Raw genomic sequence first — 19564 nt, forward strand, 5'->3', positions numbered from 1 at the left:
GTTCGCCAAAAAATTATAATCTTATTGTAAAACGGTTTTAAAAACTTTTCAACATAAAATTATAATGATAATGCTTATCAATTAGAGTGTCAACTTATTTTTGAATTATTTCATAAGATTTTCAAAATACTTAAATGTTATTTCGTTTGATACAATAGAATATATACAAGCATGTAGTGTGAATATGATAAGTTAAATGAATAGCAGTTAATGTGCAATCGTATTGAAAAAGGAATGAAGTTAGACTGAGAGGTGGAAGCGGTAATGCAGCTACAATATACTTTATTATATTGTTTAAAACAATTGAATGGTGAAAGAACCGTTTCTTCGATTTATTATTTATTAAAAGGAAAGAGATCGTCGCAAACATTACAAGATGGGAATATGTTTCAAATTTCTTTTTTGTTTGGGATTTATAAGTCATTAAATAGAGCTGATTATGATCAAGAAGTTGCAAAGTTGTTACAAACGGATTTAGTTCAAGGTATACATGATAATACATATGTGTTAACGACTGCTGGTAACGTGCAATTAAACAAATGGGAAGGTGACTTTGCCTTTCCGACATATTTAAATGGTTTACACTATGGTGAAATAGGTGAAACATTTTGGAAGAGATTATCATTGATCGTTCAAACCATTTCGAATTTACAACAGGCGAATACGAAATTTATTCCAATTCAACAGGATACAGAAATAATGATGTGGGTGAAACGTTTTCTCACTGGAATACCGTATATGAGAAGTGAATTGGCTAAAAGATTATGGAAGGAAATGCATACTCTTTTACAAAAAAATAATCCAGTAGAGGCGACAATCGTAATATATCGGTTAACTGGGTATAAACGTATTGGGTGTACTTTACAACAATTAGCGGAAATTACGAAACAAGATATATTTCGAGTGTATTTTTTATTTTGGGGTACAATTCATTTCCTTATTCAAGAAGTTCGCAATAAAGAAAATGAGTTTCCATTATTAGCTGAAATTATATCTTATCCAAATGAGAAAGCTGATTTATTTAGTTTATCAACAAAAAAAACATATAATCTTTGGAGACAAGGACGCTCTTTAGAAGAAATAGCAACAATTCGGAATTTGAAGGTTGCCACGATAGAAGACCATTTTGTAGAAATTGCTTTACGAGAAAAAGAATTTTCTATTGAAATGTTTATGGAAAAAGAAAAAATGGAAAAAGTAACAAAAGTAATTGAAGCATTACAAACACGTAAATTGCGTGTGTTGAAGCAAGCGGTTGGAGAGGAAATCTCTTATTTTGAAGTACGTCTTGTATTGGCACGGATGGAGGGTATAAATGAAGCTTGAGGAATATTTATATAAGTGGTTTGGATATTCTGAATTTCGTCCGGGGCAAAAAGGAGTTATTACGGACTTATTGGAAGGAAAAGATGTTGTAGCAATGCTTCCGACTGGAAGGGGAAAGTCAATGTGTTATCAACTTCCGGGGCTTCTGCAAGAGGGTACGGTGCTTGTTGTATCACCATTATTATCTTTAATGGAAGACCAAGTTACGCAATTAAAGTATGTCGTGAAAAATCGAGTTATTGCATTGAATAGTTTTCGGACGTTAATTGAAAAAAGAGAAGCAATGAAAAAGCTATCTTTTTATAAATTTGTTTTCGTATCACCAGAGATGTTGCAGTCGGAACTTCTAATAAGAGAATTGAAAAAAATTCATATTTCATTATTTGTCGTAGATGAAGCGCATTGTATTTCACAATGGGGCTATGATTTTCGGCCAGATTATAAAAAATTAGATAAAGTAATTGAGAGTATCGGATCTCCGACAGTACTAGCATTAACAGCAACTGCGACAAAGGATGTACTGCGAGATATAGCGGAAAGTTTAAATCTAAAAAATATTGCTGAGCATGTGTACTCAATTGATCGTCCAAATATTGCGATGGAAGTGCAATTTGTGGAAACAATAGAAGAAAAAAAAGAGGCGCTTTTTGAGCATGTAATGTATTTGCAAGGGCCTGGTATTGTTTATTGTTCAAGTAGGGCCTGGACAGAGCGTTTAACCGAGTATTTAAGAGGAAAAGGAATTACAGGTGTAGCTTTTTATCATGGTGGTATGGAACATGAAGAGCGTATGTTAATTCAACAACAGTTTATGAATGACCAGTTGCAAATTGTAATATGTACAAGTGCTTTTGGGATGGGGGTAAATAAGGCGAATACAAGATATATTATTCATTTTCAATATCCGACAAATGTAGCTTCCTATTTACAAGAAATTGGAAGAGCCGGAAGAGATGGAGAATTGAGTATAGCCATTTTATTATGTAGTCCATTGGATCACGATTTGCCAATTTCAATCATTGAAGATGAATTACCAAGTAAATCGCAAATACAATTTTTATTTTCGTTACTACAAGAAAGAATGTTTCAAACGAAAGTATTACCATTAGAAGATGTAGAAGAAATTTGTTATAATGCAGCAAGATTTAATGAACAGTATTGGCGCTTTACACGTTATCATCTCGAACATCTTGGAATCATACAACAGCGAAATCTCATGCTAGAGAGCTTGTCAGATGAAATAATGCACAGATTAATAGCGGAAGTGGAAGTGAGAATGCGTAATAAATATAGTGAGTTAGAAAATATGAAGTCATGGATACAAGTTCAAGGATGTAGACGTGAATATTTATTACAACAATTCGGTTATAGAAAAGAAAAAGAGATAGAAAACTGTTGTGATTACTGTGGTATTACAAAAACGGATTATAAAAAAAGACGAGCGCAACAGTTAGTTTTCGACTATAATTGGGAAACAGAGTTACAAAAGCTTTTCGGCCTAGGAAAGATGGAGGAATGATGAACATTCAAAGGCATAATGTTGAAGATATGAGTCCGAGAGAAATAAGACTGAATCTCTACATAACACAACTAATCATTATTGGTATCGGTTGTTTACTAGCATATATATTATTTCAAGATAAAAGAGAAGTTTATAGTTTATGGAAATGGGAACCGGTTTCTATACTTTTAATAGGTAGCTTGTTAGCGATTTGTATTGTGTTATTAGATTATGTTGCAATGCGAGTGTTTCCAGAATCTTGGTTTGATGATGGTGGCATTAACGATAGAATGTTTCAAGGGATTTCTGTCATGCATTTACTCGTTATCACGTTTATTATTGGCTTTGCGGAAGAGTTTTTATTTAGAGGTGTAGTGCAGACTCATTTCGGAATTGTAATAGCGAGTTTAATTTTTGCTGTGTTACATATTCGGTATATAACGAAGCCTTTTTTGTTTTGTTTCGTCTGCTTTATTAGTTTTGTTTTTGGTTATGTATTCGAGTGGACAGGAAATTTGTTTATAACAATCTTTGCACACTTTCTTGTTGATTTTATAATGGGGCTCCAATTAAGAAAATAAATGGAAGGTGGTGGTGAACAACATGAGAAAACGAATTCCTGATTTTGAAGAGGAGTTAGAAGTTGAGCAAGTGGAAGAAGATGAAAGTTTACCGCCGCGTAGTGAAATTCATAGAAATAAAGAGAACAAACCAAAGTTTAAAATGAATCACATTTTCGTCCGAGTGTTAACATTTTTGTTCATATTGTTACCTATTAGTATCCTATGGTATACGGATAAGTATATACAGGTAAAAAGTGATAGTAATAATGCTGAGAAAAGTGCGTTTGAAGTAATTTTCTTTGATTCCGCTAAGACTGAATCAAAGAAGCAGCCTGAGAAAGTAGCAACTCATGTTGTGAAAGATGGAGAAACTTTAGAAAGTATAGCGAAGCAATATTTCTCAGATGAAGATGGGATAGAAATAATAAAAAAGTATAATGATTTACAAGAAGACGAAGTGAAGGTAGGACAAGAATTGAAAATTCCTATAAAAGATAAGTCCACGAAGTATGAGAGCTAGCTAAATGAGTGATATATAGCTCCACATAAAATTAAGGACTATACTTTACGAGGAGGGAGAGTAAAAAATATATGTCATGGATTATATTATTATGTACTCTCATATGCATTGGTTTTGTATGTCTTCTTGGAATGTATAAAGAAGCGATGCGTAATACAGTGTTGGAACATACTTTAGTATTCGAAGAATTTCCGGAAAGTTTTCAAAAAGTTAAAGTTTTTTTTATTTCGGATATTCATAGAAGGATCATTTCTAGCTCGCTAATTGAACGAGTGAAAGGAAAAGCAGATATCGTAATTATTGGCGGTGATTTAGCTGAAAAAGGAGTACCTTTATCGCAAATCTCTTTAAATATTCAAAAGTTAAGAGAAATAGCCCCTGTATATTTTGTATGGGGAAATAATGACTATGAAATTGAATATCACGAATTAGATGCTTTATTAATAGAAAATAATGTGAAGGTATTAGATAATACAAGAGTTGTATTTGAATCTGAATTAGGAGAGAAAATTTGCTTACTCGGTATCGATGATGTTGGATTAGAACGAGATCGTTTAGATTTAGCGTTGTCTGATTGTAAAGAAGAAGGTTTTCGCATTTTAATTAGTCACAACCCAGATATAATAAAGAAAATGTCTGGTAATGAACAAATTTCGCTCGTATTAAGTGGACATACACATGGAGGCCAGATTCGGTTGTTTCCATCTGAAAAGTATTTAAAGGGTGGCGTATATAAGCATTCTAATACGACTCTCTTTGTTAGTAATGGGTATGGAACAACATTGTTCCCTCTTCGTTTTCGGGCACCTTCCCAAACACATATCATTACGTTATGCGGAGGGAAATAATGCCGAATTCAAATGGAAAATATAATATAAAAGCTGTCTCAAATATACTCGGAATTCAACCGAGTACACTTCGCGCATGGGAAAGACGCTATCATATTATTGCCCCAAAGAGAAATCGTGCGGGGCATCGTTTATATACAGAAGAGCATATTCATATTTTGAAATGGTTAATGAACAAAGTTTCTGAGGGGATGATGATTGGACAAGCAGTTCAGTTATTAGAAGGGAATCGGTTGCAGAACAACGTTCAAAAAGAAAAAATTACTGATACAGAAGTTGTTTTAGTGGACGATATACTACAAGCTTTGTTAGAATTTGATGAAATTACAATTTCTGCATTATTAAACGAGGTTTTTAGTATATATTCAACGGAAAAGGTTGTTGCAAGCATCATTCTTCAAGTGGCAAACAAGTTGTTAACTTTAAAAAGTAATAATGAGATTACAATGTCGCAATTCAAATATGTTGTATCATTCTTACAAACACGTTTAGGAATGATCTATCATAATGCGTCGGTGTATTCTTCCGTTAACAAAGTTTTCGTTTTAGAAAATAATATATTAAAAGGATTTATTTTCGCGACGTATTTACGACTAAAAGGATATCAAACAATGTATATGGGGACAAGTTTAGATGAAGAAGGTATTTTACTAGCTATTGAACAATTACAACCTAAATATTTGTTTATATCTTTTGATGATGAACGAGAACTTGAAGAGGCAGTAGAATTTATTGACTTGTTGCAAGAAAAAAATGAAAACATCTCTGGTGGTTTTATAGGAAGAAAAGGCATTGGAGATCAATTAAATCTTCAAAATATCCTAATTGGTAACACGAAAGAAGAATGGGATGGATGGTTAAAGATGCCGGAATAGTCGTTCGAAAAGAACCATCTATTTTCTATTTCATATAATAAAAATTAGATGCAATGGTTACGTAGGGAGGGTATGAGATGAGACTGGAACGTTTAAATTATAATAAGATTAAAATTTTCCTAACATTTGATGATTTATCTGAACGAGGATTAACGAAAGAAGATTTGTGGAGAAATGCACCGAAAGTACAGCAATTATTCCGTGATATGATGCAAGAAGCAAATACAGAATTAGGGTTTGAAGCGGATGGACCGATTGCTGTTGAAGTATTTTCTCTACAAGCTCAAGGTATGGTTGTAATTGTAACAAAAGAAAATTACGAAGTGGACACAGAAGATGAGTTCCGTGACGAGTTTATTGAAATGCAAGTGACTCTTGATGAAAGTGAACATATACTTTACGAGTTTGCTACATTAGATGATGTAATCAATTTGTCAAATCGCTTATATAACCTTGGTGTAACTGATGGGAAGTTGTATACGTGGGATGATCGTTTTTATCTTTGGATAGAAGAAGAAGAGCAATTTCAATTATTGAAGGCGGATTTTATAGCTATTTTAGCGGAGTACGGTAATCCGTCAACAGCAACAATTTACCGCGTAATGGAATATGGTAAAGAATTAATGGATTCTCAAGCGATTGAACAAATATACAATTACTTTGTGAAAAAACAAAACCTCAGCTAATGTAACGTAGCTTGAGGTTTTATTTTTATTCAGCTGAAAATCTAAAATCTATAAAACGAAGTGTAGGTAACAAGACTAGCCGATCTGTATGTTAAAATGTAATCAGTATTTCTTGATGAAATAATGGTTTTATCGAATGTATTTTGATGAAAATAAAAAATATTTAAATATTTAAGTATTTTACTTTTCTAAAAGCAATAAAAGGACTATAATAATAGTGAAAACGCTTGCAATACAAAATAGTTTGTATATATTTGTTAGCGTTTTCTATTGCATTCCAAATTTAACGGTGTATACTAGGCAATGAAGGTTTACTAAACAAGTGAAATTACAGGGGGTTTACTTACTATGGTAGCCGAAAAGGGAACTCAAACGAAAACACAACAACAAGGGGAACAACATTTTGAATTGTTAAATTCAACACAAATTGTAATTAATGAAGCATTAGAAAAATTGGGTTATCCAAACGAAGTATATGAATTATTGAAAGAACCAATTCGTATGATGACAGTGAAAATTCCAGTTCGTATGGATGACGGGACTGTTAAAATATTTACAGGATATCGTGCACAACATAATGATGCTGTTGGTCCAACGAAAGGTGGAATTCGCTTCCATCCAAACGTAACAGAAAATGAAGTGAAAGCACTTTCTATTTGGATGAGTTTAAAATGTGGTATTGTTGATTTACCATATGGTGGAGGTAAAGGTGGAATCATTTGTGACCCACGTGAGATGTCTTTCCGTGAATTAGAAAGATTAAGCCGCGGTTATGTACGAGCAATTAGCCAAATTGTTGGTCCGACAAAAGATATTCCGGCTCCAGATGTATTTACAAACTCACAAATTATGGCATGGATGATGGATGAGTATAGCCGTATCGATGAATTTAATTCACCAGGATTTATTACAGGTAAACCACTTGTATTAGGTGGATCACACGGACGTGAAACAGCGACTGCAAAAGGTGTAACAATTTGTATTCGTGAAGCTGCGAAAAAACGTGACATTGATATTAAAGGTGCACGCGTTGTTGTTCAAGGATTTGGTAATGCGGGTAGCTTCTTAGCTAAATTTATGCATGATGCAGGCGCGAAAGTAATTGCAATTTCAGATGCTTACGGTGCATTACATGATCCGAATGGATTAGATATTGACTACTTACTAGATCGTCGCGATAGCTTTGGTACTGTAACAAAACTATTTAATAATACAATTTCAAATACAGAACTGTTAGAACTTGATTGCGACATTTTAGTTCCTGCTGCAATTGAGAACCAAATTACAGAAGAAAATGCTGATAAGATTAAAGCGAAAATTGTGGTTGAAGCTGCAAATGGTCCAACTACATTAGAAGCAACAAAAATCTTAACAGATCGTGGTATCTTACTTGTTCCAGACGTATTAGCAAGTGCTGGTGGCGTTACGGTATCTTACTTTGAGTGGGTACAAAATAACCAAGGTTACTACTGGACTGAAGAAGAAGTAGAACAACGTTTAGAAAAAGTAATGGTAAAATCATTCGATTCAATTTATGAAACATCACAAGTTCGTAAAGTGAACATGCGCTTAGCTGCATACATGATTGGTGTTCGTAAAATGGCTGAGGCTAGTCGCTTCAGAGGTTGGGTATAATATATAATGTTTTGAGAAAACGTGATTTCCTTTCGAGGGAATCGCGTTTTTTTGTTGAAGTATTAAATGAGGTGTTGTATATGGGGAATGAAATAATGGAACGAGTAGACCAATTAGAAGAAAAGGTTAAGGTGTTAGAGGGTGAACTTGCAAGAGCTAAGAGAGCCCGAAAAACAAGTGTCGTTCGGGTGTTCGGCGAAGGATTATTATTTTTAATATTTGGTGCAGTTGTAGTTGGACCAATTATCGCGTTTATATTCACAATTATTACTTGGTTTGGTGAAAAATAGAATAAAAAATAAAAAAGAACGCTTGTTCTATACGAACAAACGTGCTATACTTTCCTTAGATAAGCAAAACGGAAATGATTTTAAGGAGAGATAAATGATGAAAATGACAGTAGACCAAAGATTTATGATGCCAGCAGATGTTGTAGAACGAGTGGAAGTATTACGAAACAAACAAAGCAAGCGTGGCACATTATTACAATCGGTAAATAAATTTTTCGGTTTAGATACGAAAGAAGATTGTATTTGGTTTTACGGTTTTTACGGAGTGGCTGTAAGTATTGTATTATTTATGGTATTCACATCAAATATTTTCGATGTTCTCTTCGCATAAGAAATATGCCATAAGGACATTGCCACCGAATACATATATAAGGAAGTAAGGTAATTTTTTAGAGCGGGAGTTGGTAGTAATGGCGATGTTCCCTATAGAGCGTAACTATATTGGGTATGGAAATTCACGACCAGGAATTCCTCTTTCAAAAGTAAGATTTATTGTAAGTCATGACACGGGGAACCCTGGTAGCAATGCGATAGGAAATCGGGATTACTTTAATGAAATACAACCGAAAGCTTCAGCGCATACATTTATTGATGATAAAACAATATTAGAAATTGTCCCTATAAATGAAGTTGCGTACCATGTTCGATACAATGTGCCAACGGATAATGAGTTATTCGGTTATGATGCGAATAAGGCTGCAATTGGGGTTGAACTTTGCTATGGTGGCGACGTAAACTTTTGGGAGGCGTATACTCGTTTTACGTGGTATCACGCTTATTTATGTCAAAATTTCGGTTTAAATCCTAAAAAGGCTATTGTGTCACACAAAACGTTGGATCCTACTCGGAAAATCGATCCTGAGAATGTATTAGGGCAACAAGGAATTAAATTTCAGCAGTTTTTAGCAGATGTCTATCGGATGTATGTTTCGTTTAGATGACAAATATATGAAAAATGAATACAATAAAGATAGATGCCTACTGCTGTAAGTAGGTTTTTTCTTGTTTATATAAATAGAGCAGAGGTAGAAGACTAGGAGTGAACTAAGTATGCAAAAAGAAACAGTTATTATTATCGGAGGCGGTCCATGCGGATTAGCAGCGGCGATTTCGTTGCAAAAAGTGGGGTTAAATCCGTTAGTAATCGAAAAAGGAAACATTGTAAATGCAATTTATAATTATCCAACTCATCAAACATTTTTCTCCTCTAGTGAAAAATTAGAAATTGGTGAAGTTGCTTTTATTACAGAAAATCGTAAGCCATTTCGTAATCAGGCGCTTGCGTATTATCGTGAAGTAGTAAAGCGTAAATCTATACGTGTAAATGCATTTGAACGAGTGGAACAAGTTCAAAAAGATGGTGATGTTTTTAAAGTTGAAACGACGAAGCGTGACGGAAACAAAGAAATATATGTTGCGAAATATATTGTTGTCGCAACTGGATATTATGATAATCCGAATTATATGAATGTACCTGGTGAGAAACTTGAGAAAGTAGCTCATTATTTCAAAGAAGGACACCCTTATTTTGATCGAGATGTCGTTGTAATAGGTGGTAAAAATTCAAGTATAGATGCAGCGTTAGAGCTTGTTAAATCGGGTGCACGTGTAACAGTTCTATACCGTGGTGGGGAATACTCGCCAAGTATTAAGCCGTGGATTTTGCCGGAATTTGAGGCGTTAGTACGAAATGGGATAATTCAAATGCATTTCCATGCGCATGTAAAAGAAATTACTGAGCATACGTTGACGTATACAGTAGATGGTGAGGCAAATACAATTCAAAACGATTTTGTATTTGCTATGACGGGTTACCATCCAGACCACAGCTTCTTAACAAAAATGGGAGTTCGGATTGATGAAGAAACAGGGCGCCCGATTTATATAGAGGGTAGTATGGAAACAAACGCTGAAAATATTTTTATTGCAGGTGTAATTGCTGCGGGGAATAACGCAAATGAAATATTTATCGAGAACGGTAGATTCCATGGAGATGCGATTGCGCAAACCATTGCATCAAGAGAAGAATAAAAAGAAGCTGTCGAAATCTTCGACAGCTTCTTTTTATTCGTGCATAAACATATGTTGGATTGTTTCGTGAGAGTTTGTGTTTTCTAGTGCGACTAGTAATTTAATTCGCGCCTTTTGAGCGTTTAAACCGTAGGTGAAAACAATGCCCATATCTTTTAATTGTTTTCCGCCACCTTCATAAGAGTATACGTCTTGAACGATACCGTTAAAGCAGCGTGAAACTAATACAATTGGAATGCCTTTTTCTATTAATCGCCCTAGACTAGGAAGTGTTCTTGGAGGTAAATTACCTTGTCCAAGTGCTTCAATAACAATTCCGTCTACTGGTAGTGTTTCGATTGCTGATAATAATGTATCATCCATACCTGCGTATGCTTTTAGAACGACAACGTTTTTAGAAATCTGTCGTACTGTGCATGTTTCGTGATGCACTAAAGCATGATGGAAAACAACACCACGTTTTGTTACCATGCCAATTGGTCCGTACTGTGGACTTTGGAATGTCGCGACATTACTTGTGTGCGTTTTTGTTACATTTGTAGCACAATGTATTTCGTCATTTAATACGACTAGAACGCCTTTTTCAGCAGCTTCATTACTACTAGCAACTTTTACAGCTGATAAGAAATTATATAGACCATCGGCACCTAATTCATTACTAGAACGCATTGCCCCTGTCACAACGATTGGGATAGTTGCTTGAACTGTTAAATCAAGAAAATAAGCTGTCTCTTCTAATGTATCGGTACCATGCGTGATGACTACGCCGTGAATATCGTCTTGTTTTACTCTTTCGTCAATGATGACTTGCAATTGTAGCATTTCGCTAGGAGTCATGTGAGGAGATGGAAGATGGAACACATCTTCGACAATTAAATCAACATCGCCTTCTAAATCAGGAATGAATTTTAAAAGAGGATTCTTTTTACCTGGTTGTACGACCCCAGTTTCTTTATCTTCCTCCATTGCAATTGTTCCACCTGTGTGTAAAACTAGGATTCTTTTCAATGCTTATACCCCTTTCAAGTTGAAAAATACATTTAGAACATAACATGTTTTGAGTAAATTCGACAATGAAAATGTATAAAAGTATGCTTAGAAAATGACAATAAAATAAATTACCTTAAGTGTGCTCCGGTAAGTGGTTATTAGGTTAGGTTTTGTTTATGGAAATTTATGAGAGTGGATGTGTAAGTGTAGAGAGGGAAGGAGTGAGTTTTTTGAAAAAAGTGGAGAGAATTATAATTCGTATATTACTGATTCAATTTATTTTTCTTTCTGTCGTCCAACTGCTTTTTATACATAAATCTTCAGTGAAATATTTATCGAAAATTGTTTATTACGAAGGTGTCGTCACGAAAAATAAGGCGGAAATCTTACAGGTGAATAAGTAGTTTTCATTTTCTTCTATGATGGATTATGCTACAATTATTGAGGATTTAATGACGTGAGGCAAATGAGAAGAAGCAGGGGGAAAATACCTGCTTTTCGTTTTGTTTTATAAGTGAAAAATGAGGTGTTACAATGGATAAACGAATTTCGATTGCTATAGATGGTCCAGCGGCTGCTGGGAAAAGTACAGTGGCAAAAGTTGTTGCAAAAAAACTTTCATATGTTTACATTGATACAGGCGCAATGTACCGTACTATTACATATGCAGCCCTTGAACAAAAAGTGGATATTGAAAATGAAGAAAAGTTAATGGAAGTTGTAAAAAATGTAAATATTGAATTTCAGCAAGGGGAAAATACACAACTTGTATTTTTAAATGGACAAGATGTTTCTGAAGTGATTCGTACGCCAGATGTGACGAATCGTGTATCTATTGTAGCAAAGCATCGTCTTGTTCGTGAAGAAATGGTACGTCGTCAACAAGGATTAGCTAAAAAAGGCGGCGTAGTAATGGATGGCCGTGATATTGGTACACATGTACTACCGGATGCTGAAGTGAAAATCTTTATGCTTGCTTCTGTAGAAGAAAGAGCGGAAAGAAGACATTTAGAAAATATGAATAAAGGTTTCGATTCTAATTTAGAGCAGTTAAGAGAAGAAATTGCTAGGCGTGATAAATTAGATTCAGAACGCGAAGTTTCTCCTTTGAAAAAAGCTGATGATGCATTGGAATTAGATACAACTTCTTTATCAATTGAAGAAGTTGTCCAAAAAATTATGGGTATTGTTTCAGGAGTATTTGCGAAATAAAGAAAGAGGACTATCCTCTTTCTTTTTTTTTTTTTTGAAATGTAAAGGATAAGTGAATTATAAGTCTCTTTTCTTGACAAATGGGCTAATTTGTAAGAAGTTAGTTACAGAGGGGAAAAAATGTCAGAATATATTCGCTATTATATTTCAAATCATACTTTCTTCAAGATGATTTTGCTGTATACTATTTATATAGATTTAATATAGTTTCTTGTGAACTGTATTGAAACAGAATATGTGATGATAAATTCTTAAACATGCAAATGAAAACATTTGTTTTCATTTCGTATATACATAAAAATGCTTTGTCAATTCTGTAGGGAGGTATTTCCATGGTAGAGAAAATGAATGAAGAAGTTATGAATTCAAAAGAATTACAAGTTGGTGACGTTGTTACAGGTTCTGTAACGAAAGTTGAAGAGAAACAAGTTCTTGTAAATGTTGGATACAAAACAGATGGCGTAATTCCGATTAGTGAATTAGCTAACGTTCATATTGAAAAAGCAAGCGATGTTGTAGAATTAGATCAAACACTTGAATTGAAAATTATTAAATTAGAAGATGATGATCTTGTTTTATCTAAGAGAGCTGTTGACGCAGAAAAAGCGTGGGTAGAATTACAAGAAAAATTTAATTCTGGTCATGTATTTGATGTTATTGTAAAAGATATCGTGAATGGTGGGTTAGTTGTGGACCTTGGTGTTCGTGGTTTTATCCCAGCTTCACTTGTAGAAGTACATTATGTAGAAGACTTTGCTGACTATAAAGGAAAAACATTAGCGGTGAAAATTGTTGAATTAGACCGTGAAAAAAATCGTGTTATTCTTTCACATAAAGCGGTAGTAGAACTAGAACTAGATTCTAAGAAAAAAGAAGCAATCTCTTCGTTAAAAGAAGGGGACATTGTTGAAGGAACAGTACAACGATTAACGGATTTTGGTGCTTTCGTTAACGTTGGTGGTGTGGACGGTTTAGTTCACATTTCACAAATTTCACACGAACGTGTAGAGCAACCTTCTGAGGTATTAGAGCAAGGTCAAAAGGTAAAGGTAAAAGTGTTATCTGTTGATGCTGATACGCAACGTATTTCTTTATCAATTAAAGCAGCTCAGCCAGGACCTTGGGAAAATGTTGCTGGCGAAATAAAAGCTGGAGATATTCGTGAGGGAGTAGTAAAACGCCTTGTTACATTCGGTGCGTTTGTTGAAATTTTACCTGGTGTTGAAGGGCTTGTACATGTATCGCAAATTGCAAATCGTCACGTGAAAAATCCAAATGAAGTATTGGAAATGGGACAAGAAGTAAAAGTGAAAGTACTTGAAGTCCATGTAGCAGAAAAACGTATTTCTTTAAGCATAAAAGAAACGCTTGAAGAAAATAATGTAACAGAAGATTATAGCCAATATGAGCCAAATGCTGATTCGGCTACTTTCCAGTTAAGTGATATTATTGGTGAACAACTGAAAAAATTAAAGAAATAAAGAGGGGTACAAGTGGTAAGGGCAAAACGTAAATTAGATCATATTGAATATGCTCTTTCTACTGGTCAGTCTCGTACGCATGGCTTTCATGATATTGATTTTGTGCATCAAAGCTTGCCAAATTCAAGTTATGACACTATAACATGTGAAACAAAAATCGGCGAACTTTCACTAAGTTCGCCGATTTTTATCAATGCGATGACTGGTGGTGGAGGAGAGCAAACATTACATATTAATGAGCAATTAGCATATGTAGCGAAACATCATAACCTTGCTATGGCTGTAGGTTCGCAAATGGCAGCTTTAAAAGATGAAAGTGAAGCGGCTTCGTATAAAGTTGTTAGGAAAGTAAATCCGAATGGGATTTTTTTCGCAAACTTAGGAAGTGAGGCAACTGTCGAACAGGCAGAGCGTGCCGTTGATATGATTGAGGCGAATGCACTGCAAATTCATTTAAATGTCATACAGGAGTTAACGATGCCAGAAGGAGACCGTGATTTTACTGGTGTACTTCAGCGGATTGAGAAAATAGTTTTAAAAAGTAAAGTACCTGTCATCGTAAAAGAAGTCGGTTTTGGAATGAGTAAGGAAACAGTACAACAGTTAGCGAATATAGGTATAACAGCAATTGATATTGGCGGACAAGGTGGTACGAATTTTGCTGCTGTTGAAAATGAAAGAAGACAGCGAATGCTTTCTTATTTTAATAACTGGGGCATACAAACAGCTACCTCGATTATTGAAGCAACCTCTACAAATAATAACCTCTCTTTTATTGCATCTGGGGGTATACAAACAGCACTTGACGTGGCGAAGGCAATCGCATTAGGGGCGAATACAACTGCGTTTGCTGGATACTTTTTACGTATTTTAATGCAAGATGGTGTTGAGAATTTAGTGGATGAAATTGATCTTTTACATACAGATTTAAAATTTATTATGACAGCTCTTGGCGTGAAGACGATAGAAGAGTTACAATCTGTACCTCTTGTTGTAAAAGGTGAAACGTACCATTGGTTAGCGCAGCGAGGGATTGACACTGCACATTATAGTAGGCGATAAAAAATCAACCATCCGGTTGATTTTTTTGCGTTTTATTTTCGTAAAATGAAGAGGGAAGGCGAGAAGTTATCATTCTATATAATTCTATAAATGGAAAAAAGAGAGAGTTTATATTATGATAAAAGTATATATAAATATCATACAGAAAAGCTAAAATTGAAAAAAAGGGGTTATAAAAATGAAGAAATGTAGAAAATATGCCGTTGAATTATTGGAGTATTCTTACTTTTACCATGTTTGTGGAGAGAAACATGGCAAAAGTAAGAAAGTATTCCTCTCTATATAGCTGGTTAGCGATAAAACAAGATAAGAGATTGCTATTTAAGAGTCAAAAGAAACAAGGGGAAATTCACTATAATTTTGGGGATGAGGATGTTAATAAAAAAGGAGATAATGTATCTTCAAATAGTAAAAATACAATAGGACGCATTACATATAATAGTGAAGATTTTAACATCCATGCACGAAATATAAGAGAAGATACAGCAGTTTCTGGATATAAGAAAAAGGTTGAAATTTCATTAACTTCAAATGTAAGAGAAGGAGATTCTAGTTCAACAACAGCACAATCAGCAATTAAAACGACGAATATTGCAATTGCAGTCGGGAATAAATTGTATAGGAATCCAACGGTGAATGCAGGAAGTGGAATAGAAGCACTAATTTTGCCAAGGGAATTAGGAGAAGACAAAAATCCATCGGAAGATTCGTATACAATTTATTATTTTAATATACCAAATGAAGTGAGTTTAAGTAATGCTGAAGTAGTATTACTTTCTGATCAAGGAAATACCATTGTGAGTAGGGAAATTAAAGGAGAAAAAGAAGATATTGTAGGTGCGAAAAAAGAGGTTGAGCGAAAGTTAAATGAGATAAGAGAGACGGATTATGTACGTGTAGAGGTAAAGAGTAAAGATCCTTCTCTACATACGTATTATGTTATTACATATTCTAAAAACCAACAGGTGTAGTTACGATTAATGCCTCGTTAAGTGATAGGGTTTATAATGCGAAAACAAAAGAATTATATTACGAGTAGAAATAAATAAAATAATTGTGTAAAAAGACGGTTTCGTACAATATCGAAACCGTCTTTTTGTATTGCCTATTTGAGGGCAGCTTGATTGGTGTGGGCTAATAATCCCCCGCTGAAGTTTCACTTTATTTAATGCTGATTCTGCTTTCGAGCTTGCTCCGGTGTATCAAGACTTGTTGCACCGGGATATTGAAGTGATTGGTCGCGATCAGATTCAACGCGGCGTGATTCTCTTAGCTTTCGTTCTTGGCGATCTTTACCCATTGTGAGTTACACCTCCTTATTAAAAGTTTTGCTGTTATGAGAAAAACTATGCACAAAGAAAAGGAGGATTAACTTTCATAAAAAGTTCCCATAATGGAAATCATAGGAGGTGAAATGATGGATGGGAGTACTTTTTATTTTGTTGCTTGGATAGGGTGGATTGTCGTGACCTTTTTTATGAAAAAGGAATCTATTCGTTGGAAGATAAGTGCTTGTATATTAATTTTTATTATTTGTTCTCCGTTAAATGTGACGATTGCTTCTTTCACAATATCGGTAAATGCCCTTTTGCTTTGTATTATTTCTTTTGTAGGTATCGCGTTATATTCTATTTGGAAAAAATTATATACCTTACTTTCGGCACTTATTATTGCAATGTTATATACAAGCTTTCATTTGTTAGAAGTATATGATCCAATTTGGATTGTGGTTGATAGGTTGTTGCTGTTAAGTGGTGCACTTGTGTATGCATCGGTTTTATTGCACGGGGATCGCATATTACGATTATGCTCCTTATATATAGGGATGTTACAAGGAGAATTATTGGTGACGCTGATTTTTCGTAAATTACATTTTCCTTATGAATACGGCAGTTTAGCTTTTTTAGATGTTGCTGCTGTTTCCACTTTATTTATGGCGATTTTACTTTGGATTACAAAGGCATCGGTATATATGGAACAATTTAAGAGGAACACACGTAAAAGAAAGGCGAGGGTAATACATGACTGAATATACACCAGCTATTTTATGTGGCGTAATTGCAGGTACAATAACTAGGTTGTTAATGCTTCGTACCGATACGAGGCAATATCCGACGAGGCTTCACGGGAAAATTATTCATATCGCGATGGGATTAATTGCGGCTGCCTTAGGAGCAATTGCGATTCCGTCTGTTTTGAAAAAAGATTTCTCTGCAATTACATTTCTTACGTTAGCAGCGACGCAATTTCGTGATGTGCGCAATATGGAAAGAAATACGCTTCAACAATTAGATGGATATGAGCTCGTACCACGTGGTAATACATACATTGAAGGAATTGCATTAGTATTTGAAAGTCGTAACTACTTGGCGATGTTAACGTCGTTTGTAACAACGTTTGCGTATATAGGATTCGATTCATGGATTGCCGGGGTAATTACTGGTATAGTAAGTTTTTTCATTGCGAAAAAATTAATGTCAGGTAAAAGACTTCATGACCTTGTAGAAATAGAGCACGTTCCACTTCGTTTTGAAGGAGCGGGACTTTATATTGATAATATTTACATTATGAATATTGGATTGCCAGCAAGGCAAGAAGAAATTATGAAATATGGAATGGGATTTATTTTAAAACCGAAATCGATAGATGCGATGGTTACAATCTCAAACTTAGGACAACGGCAAGCTATTTTACATGATGTTTCGGTTGCTTTAGGAATATATAGAGATTCTGGAACGCCGGCACTTGTACCGTTAGCGAAGCGTGATTTAGAGGATGGGAGAGTTGGGATTTTTGTTCTGCCGCAAGATCAAGATGCAGAAAAAGCGATAGGGGTAATCGGAAATGTACCAACATTAGAGAGTGCTGTTCATATGTCATCAGAAGCTCCGAAAGGAAGGGGAGATAAGAGATGATGTTAGAAAGTGTTATTCTCGCAGTCATTACAACAACGCCAGAGAAATTTGCAGGTGGTGCCCCTTTATTTATTTGCGAGTCGACAGAGGAACTGGAATTTGTTGCAAATAATTTAGAGGCTATTTTAGATGGTATTGCACATCGCTTACAAGATAATGTATATATTATTGTGAAACATTAGTAACGTGTGGTATAATGTGAGGTGTTTTGATACGTTGAGAAATATTCTGGAATGCAAATCCCTTCTTGCACAAAGAAGGGTTTTTTACATAATAAACAGAAGCAAGTTGAAAGGATGAAAGTATATGCCGAAACCAGTAATAGCGATAGTAGGCCGCCCGAACGTAGGGAAATCTACTATTTTCAATAGAATTGTTGGAGAAAGAGTTTCAATCGTAGAAGATATACCAGGTATAACGCGAGACCGTATTTATAGTGCGGGAGAATGGTTAAATCATGAGTTTAACATTATTGATACAGGTGGAATTGATATTGGAGACGAGCCGTTCTTGACACAAATTCGTCAACAGGCGGAAGTAGCGATTGATGAAGCGGATGTTATCATTTTTATGACGAATGGTCGCGATGGTGTAACTGCAGCAGATGAAGAAGTTGCTAAAATTTTATACCGTTCTAAAAAACCAATTGTACTTGCGGTAAATAAGGTTGATAATCCAGACATGCGTAGTGATATTTATGATTTTTATGCATTAGGATTTGGCGAGCCATTCCCGATTTCAGGTACACACGGTTTAGGACTTGGTGATTTGTTAGATGAAGCTGCAAATCATTTTCCAAAGATTGAAGAAGAAGCGTATGACGATGAAACAATCCGTTTCTCTTTAATTGGACGTCCAAACGTAGGGAAATCATCACTTGTAAATGCACTTCTTGGTCAAGAACGTGTAATTGTAAGTAATATAGCGGGAACGACACGTGATGCTGTTGATACACCATATAGTAAAGATGATCAAGATTATGTAATCATCGATACAGCTGGTATGCGTAAAAAAGGGAAAGTATACGAAAGTACAGAAAAGTATAGTGTACTTCGTGCACTTAGAGCGATTGAACGTTCTGACGTTGTTTTAGTCGTTTTAGACGGAGAAGAAGGAATTATTGAGCAAGATAAAAAAATCGCTGGATATGCTCATGATTCAGGACGAGCTGTTATTATCGTTGTAAACAAATGGGATGCAGTGAAAAAAGATGAAAAAACAATGAAAGCATTTGAAGAAAACATCCGTGCTCATTTCCAATTTTTAGAGTATGCACCGATTGTATTCTTATCTGCGAAAACGAAAAAGCGTACACAAACGTTATTACCGGTTATCAATGAGGTAAATGAAAGCCATAGCATCCGTGTACAAACGAATGTATTAAATGATGTAATTATGGATGCGGTAGCGATGAATCCAACGCCGACACATAATGGTAGCCGTCTGAAAATCTTCTATGCGACACAAGTTGCGGTAAAACCACCAACATTTGTTATATTTGTAAACGATACAGAATTAATGCACTTTTCATATGAGCGCTTCTTAAAGAACCGTTTACGTGAAGCGTTCGGTTTTGTAGGAACGCCGATTCACATTATCGCTAGAGCAAGAGACTAATGGAGAGGATGT

23 protein-coding genes are annotated in these 19564 nt (G+C 35.0%); 21 read left to right on the forward strand and 2 right to left on the reverse strand.

The genetic code is table 11. The features are described from left to right. The first annotated feature begins 264 nt into the window (after positions 1-264). The 12 genes from MKX37_RS07400 to MKX37_RS07455 all read left to right on the forward strand — a co-directional run bounded on the left by MKX37_RS07400 (position 265) and on the right by MKX37_RS07455 (position 10275). On the forward strand, positions 265-1326 hold the full coding sequence (locus tag MKX37_RS07400) for a helix-turn-helix domain-containing protein (protein WP_002086645.1): 1062 nt from the start codon (positions 265-267) through the stop codon (positions 1324-1326). Then, positions 1316-2845, forward strand: coding sequence for a RecQ family ATP-dependent DNA helicase (locus tag MKX37_RS07405; protein ID WP_002086642.1), 1530 nt, complete (start codon positions 1316-1318; stop codon positions 2843-2845). Before MKX37_RS07400 ends, MKX37_RS07405 begins: the two co-directional genes overlap by 11 nt. Next, the gene (locus MKX37_RS07410; protein WP_002064506.1) at positions 2845-3408 is read left to right on the forward strand and encodes a CPBP family intramembrane glutamic endopeptidase; all 564 of its coding nucleotides are present in this window, start codon (positions 2845-2847) and stop codon (positions 3406-3408) included. Before MKX37_RS07405 ends, MKX37_RS07410 begins: the two co-directional genes overlap by 1 nt. Before the next feature lie 22 nt (positions 3409-3430). Continuing rightward, entirely contained in the window at positions 3431-3910 is a 480-nt protein-coding gene (locus MKX37_RS07415; RefSeq protein ID WP_002126396.1) for a LysM peptidoglycan-binding domain-containing protein, read from the forward strand. Positions 3911-3981: 71 nt separating this feature from the next. Then, positions 3982-4758: a metallophosphoesterase gene (locus tag MKX37_RS07420; RefSeq protein ID WP_002126398.1), complete on the forward strand. Its 777-nt coding sequence runs from the start codon at positions 3982-3984 to the stop codon at positions 4756-4758. Continuing rightward, positions 4758-5633: a MerR family transcriptional regulator gene (locus tag MKX37_RS07425; RefSeq protein ID WP_002011784.1), complete on the forward strand. Its 876-nt coding sequence runs from the start codon at positions 4758-4760 to the stop codon at positions 5631-5633. Before MKX37_RS07420 ends, MKX37_RS07425 begins: the two co-directional genes overlap by 1 nt. 77 nt (positions 5634-5710) lie before the next feature. Next, positions 5711-6319 carry a genetic competence negative regulator gene (locus MKX37_RS07430; RefSeq protein ID WP_002126401.1) on the forward strand — a complete coding sequence of 203 codons (609 nt, stop codon included), beginning with the start codon at positions 5711-5713 and terminating at the stop codon, positions 6317-6319. A gap of 348 nt (positions 6320-6667) precedes the next feature. Beyond that, positions 6668-7954: an NAD-specific glutamate dehydrogenase gene (gudB, locus tag MKX37_RS07435; RefSeq protein WP_000225168.1), complete on the forward strand. Its 1287-nt coding sequence runs from the start codon at positions 6668-6670 to the stop codon at positions 7952-7954. Between the two features lie 80 nt (positions 7955-8034). After that, complete coding sequence (locus MKX37_RS07440) at positions 8035-8244, forward strand: hypothetical protein (RefSeq protein ID WP_002126403.1); 210 nt, start codon at positions 8035-8037, stop codon at positions 8242-8244. A 94-nt stretch (positions 8245-8338) separates the two neighbouring features. Continuing rightward, complete coding sequence (locus tag MKX37_RS07445; RefSeq protein WP_002011789.1) at positions 8339-8575, forward strand: DUF3961 domain-containing protein; 237 nt, start codon at positions 8339-8341, stop codon at positions 8573-8575. Positions 8576-8654: 79 nt separating this feature from the next. Next, positions 8655-9185, forward strand: a complete 531-nt coding sequence (locus tag MKX37_RS07450) for a peptidoglycan recognition protein family protein (RefSeq protein WP_002011791.1) — start codon at positions 8655-8657, stop codon at positions 9183-9185. A 109-nt stretch (positions 9186-9294) separates the two neighbouring features. Then, complete coding sequence (locus MKX37_RS07455; protein WP_002126406.1) at positions 9295-10275, forward strand: YpdA family putative bacillithiol disulfide reductase; 981 nt, start codon at positions 9295-9297, stop codon at positions 10273-10275. Positions 10276-10308: 33 nt separating this feature from the next. Here MKX37_RS07455 and ansA read toward each other — a convergent pair whose 3' ends face one another. Beyond that, positions 10309-11283, reverse strand: coding sequence for an asparaginase (gene ansA, locus MKX37_RS07460; RefSeq protein ID WP_078421986.1), 975 nt, complete (start codon positions 11281-11283; stop codon positions 10309-10311). Positions 11284-11495: 212 nt separating this feature from the next. On the opposite strand from ansA, the gene MKX37_RS07465 reads away from it, so the two are divergent. The 5 genes from MKX37_RS07465 (at position 11496) to MKX37_RS07485 (ending at position 15991) form a co-directional block, all read left to right on the forward strand. Continuing rightward, positions 11496-11669, forward strand: a complete 174-nt coding sequence (locus MKX37_RS07465; RefSeq protein WP_106388718.1) for a DUF5359 family protein — start codon at positions 11496-11498, stop codon at positions 11667-11669. 130 nt (positions 11670-11799) lie between these two features. Beyond that, positions 11800-12477: a (d)CMP kinase gene (gene cmk / locus MKX37_RS07470; protein ID WP_002011798.1), complete on the forward strand. Its 678-nt coding sequence runs from the start codon at positions 11800-11802 to the stop codon at positions 12475-12477. A gap of 332 nt (positions 12478-12809) precedes the next feature. Further along, positions 12810-13958 carry a 30S ribosomal protein S1 gene (gene rpsA, locus MKX37_RS07475; protein WP_002126412.1) on the forward strand — a complete coding sequence of 383 codons (1149 nt, stop codon included), beginning with the start codon at positions 12810-12812 and terminating at the stop codon, positions 13956-13958. Positions 13959-13970: 12 nt separating this feature from the next. After that, positions 13971-15020, forward strand: coding sequence for a type 2 isopentenyl-diphosphate Delta-isomerase (locus MKX37_RS07480; RefSeq protein WP_002011801.1), 1050 nt, complete (start codon positions 13971-13973; stop codon positions 15018-15020). A gap of 251 nt (positions 15021-15271) precedes the next feature. After that, on the forward strand, positions 15272-15991 hold the full coding sequence (locus MKX37_RS07485; RefSeq protein ID WP_233147366.1) for a hypothetical protein: 720 nt from the start codon (positions 15272-15274) through the stop codon (positions 15989-15991). Between the two features lie 194 nt (positions 15992-16185). On the opposite strand, the gene MKX37_RS07490 is transcribed toward MKX37_RS07485, so the two are convergent. Further along, positions 16186-16320, reverse strand: a complete 135-nt coding sequence (locus MKX37_RS07490; protein ID WP_000513901.1) for a YpzI family protein — start codon at positions 16318-16320, stop codon at positions 16186-16188. Positions 16321-16437: 117 nt separating this feature from the next. Here MKX37_RS07490 and MKX37_RS07495 point away from each other — a divergent pair, with 117 nt between their 5' ends. The 4 genes from MKX37_RS07495 (at position 16438) to der (ending at position 19552) form a co-directional block, all read left to right on the forward strand. Then, on the forward strand, positions 16438-17049 hold the full coding sequence (locus tag MKX37_RS07495) for a YphA family membrane protein (protein WP_078421988.1): 612 nt from the start codon (positions 16438-16440) through the stop codon (positions 17047-17049). After that, a complete protein-coding gene (locus tag MKX37_RS07500; RefSeq protein ID WP_002086625.1) occupies positions 17042-17935 on the forward strand; it encodes a YIEGIA family protein in 894 nt (297 codons plus the stop codon). Before MKX37_RS07495 ends, MKX37_RS07500 begins: the two co-directional genes overlap by 8 nt. Continuing rightward, a complete protein-coding gene (locus tag MKX37_RS07505; protein WP_002086624.1) occupies positions 17932-18117 on the forward strand; it encodes a capping complex subunit for YIEGIA in 186 nt (61 codons plus the stop codon). The genes MKX37_RS07500 and MKX37_RS07505 overlap by 4 nt, the downstream gene beginning before the upstream one ends. 124 nt (positions 18118-18241) lie before the next feature. Beyond that, on the forward strand, positions 18242-19552 hold the full coding sequence (gene der, locus MKX37_RS07510) for a ribosome biogenesis GTPase Der (protein ID WP_002011811.1): 1311 nt from the start codon (positions 18242-18244) through the stop codon (positions 19550-19552). The last annotated feature ends 12 nt before the right edge of the window (positions 19553-19564 follow it).

Origin of the sequence: Bacillus sp. FSL R5-0709, assembly GCF_038004785.1 — a bacterium.
In the GTDB taxonomy this organism is placed as follows: Bacteria; Bacillota; Bacilli; order Bacillales; family Bacillaceae_G; genus Bacillus_A; species Bacillus_A mycoides.

Excerpts from the sequence above, each read along its gene's own strand:
- MKX37_RS07400 (WP_002086645.1), top strand. The coding sequence starts at position 265 with ATGCAGCTACAATATACTTTATTATATTGTTTAAAACAATTGAATGGT.
- MKX37_RS07405 (WP_002086642.1), top strand. The coding sequence starts at position 1,316 with ATGAAGCTTGAGGAATATTTATATAAGTGGTTTGGATATTCTGAATTT.
- MKX37_RS07410 (WP_002064506.1), top strand. The coding sequence starts at position 2,845 with ATGAACATTCAAAGGCATAATGTTGAAGATATGAGTCCGAGAGAAATA.
- MKX37_RS07415 (WP_002126396.1), top strand. The coding sequence starts at position 3,431 with ATGAGAAAACGAATTCCTGATTTTGAAGAGGAGTTAGAAGTTGAGCAA.
- MKX37_RS07420 (WP_002126398.1), top strand. The coding sequence starts at position 3,982 with ATGTCATGGATTATATTATTATGTACTCTCATATGCATTGGTTTTGTA.
- MKX37_RS07425 (WP_002011784.1), top strand. The coding sequence starts at position 4,758 with ATGCCGAATTCAAATGGAAAATATAATATAAAAGCTGTCTCAAATATA.
- MKX37_RS07430 (WP_002126401.1), top strand. The coding sequence starts at position 5,711 with ATGAGACTGGAACGTTTAAATTATAATAAGATTAAAATTTTCCTAACA.
- gudB (WP_000225168.1), top strand. The coding sequence starts at position 6,668 with ATGGTAGCCGAAAAGGGAACTCAAACGAAAACACAACAACAAGGGGAA.
- MKX37_RS07440 (WP_002126403.1), top strand. The coding sequence starts at position 8,035 with ATGGGGAATGAAATAATGGAACGAGTAGACCAATTAGAAGAAAAGGTT.
- MKX37_RS07445 (WP_002011789.1), top strand. The coding sequence starts at position 8,339 with ATGATGAAAATGACAGTAGACCAAAGATTTATGATGCCAGCAGATGTT.
- MKX37_RS07450 (WP_002011791.1), top strand. The coding sequence starts at position 8,655 with ATGGCGATGTTCCCTATAGAGCGTAACTATATTGGGTATGGAAATTCA.
- MKX37_RS07455 (WP_002126406.1), top strand. The coding sequence starts at position 9,295 with ATGCAAAAAGAAACAGTTATTATTATCGGAGGCGGTCCATGCGGATTA.
- cmk (WP_002011798.1), top strand. The coding sequence starts at position 11,800 with ATGGATAAACGAATTTCGATTGCTATAGATGGTCCAGCGGCTGCTGGG.
- rpsA (WP_002126412.1), top strand. The coding sequence starts at position 12,810 with ATGGTAGAGAAAATGAATGAAGAAGTTATGAATTCAAAAGAATTACAA.
- MKX37_RS07485 (WP_233147366.1), top strand. The coding sequence starts at position 15,272 with ATGGCAAAAGTAAGAAAGTATTCCTCTCTATATAGCTGGTTAGCGATA.
- MKX37_RS07490 (WP_000513901.1), bottom strand. The coding sequence starts at position 16,320 with ATGGGTAAAGATCGCCAAGAACGAAAGCTAAGAGAATCACGCCGCGTT.
- MKX37_RS07495 (WP_078421988.1), top strand. The coding sequence starts at position 16,438 with ATGGATGGGAGTACTTTTTATTTTGTTGCTTGGATAGGGTGGATTGTC.
- MKX37_RS07500 (WP_002086625.1), top strand. The coding sequence starts at position 17,042 with ATGACTGAATATACACCAGCTATTTTATGTGGCGTAATTGCAGGTACA.
- MKX37_RS07505 (WP_002086624.1), top strand. The coding sequence starts at position 17,932 with ATGATGTTAGAAAGTGTTATTCTCGCAGTCATTACAACAACGCCAGAG.
- der (WP_002011811.1), top strand. The coding sequence starts at position 18,242 with ATGCCGAAACCAGTAATAGCGATAGTAGGCCGCCCGAACGTAGGGAAA.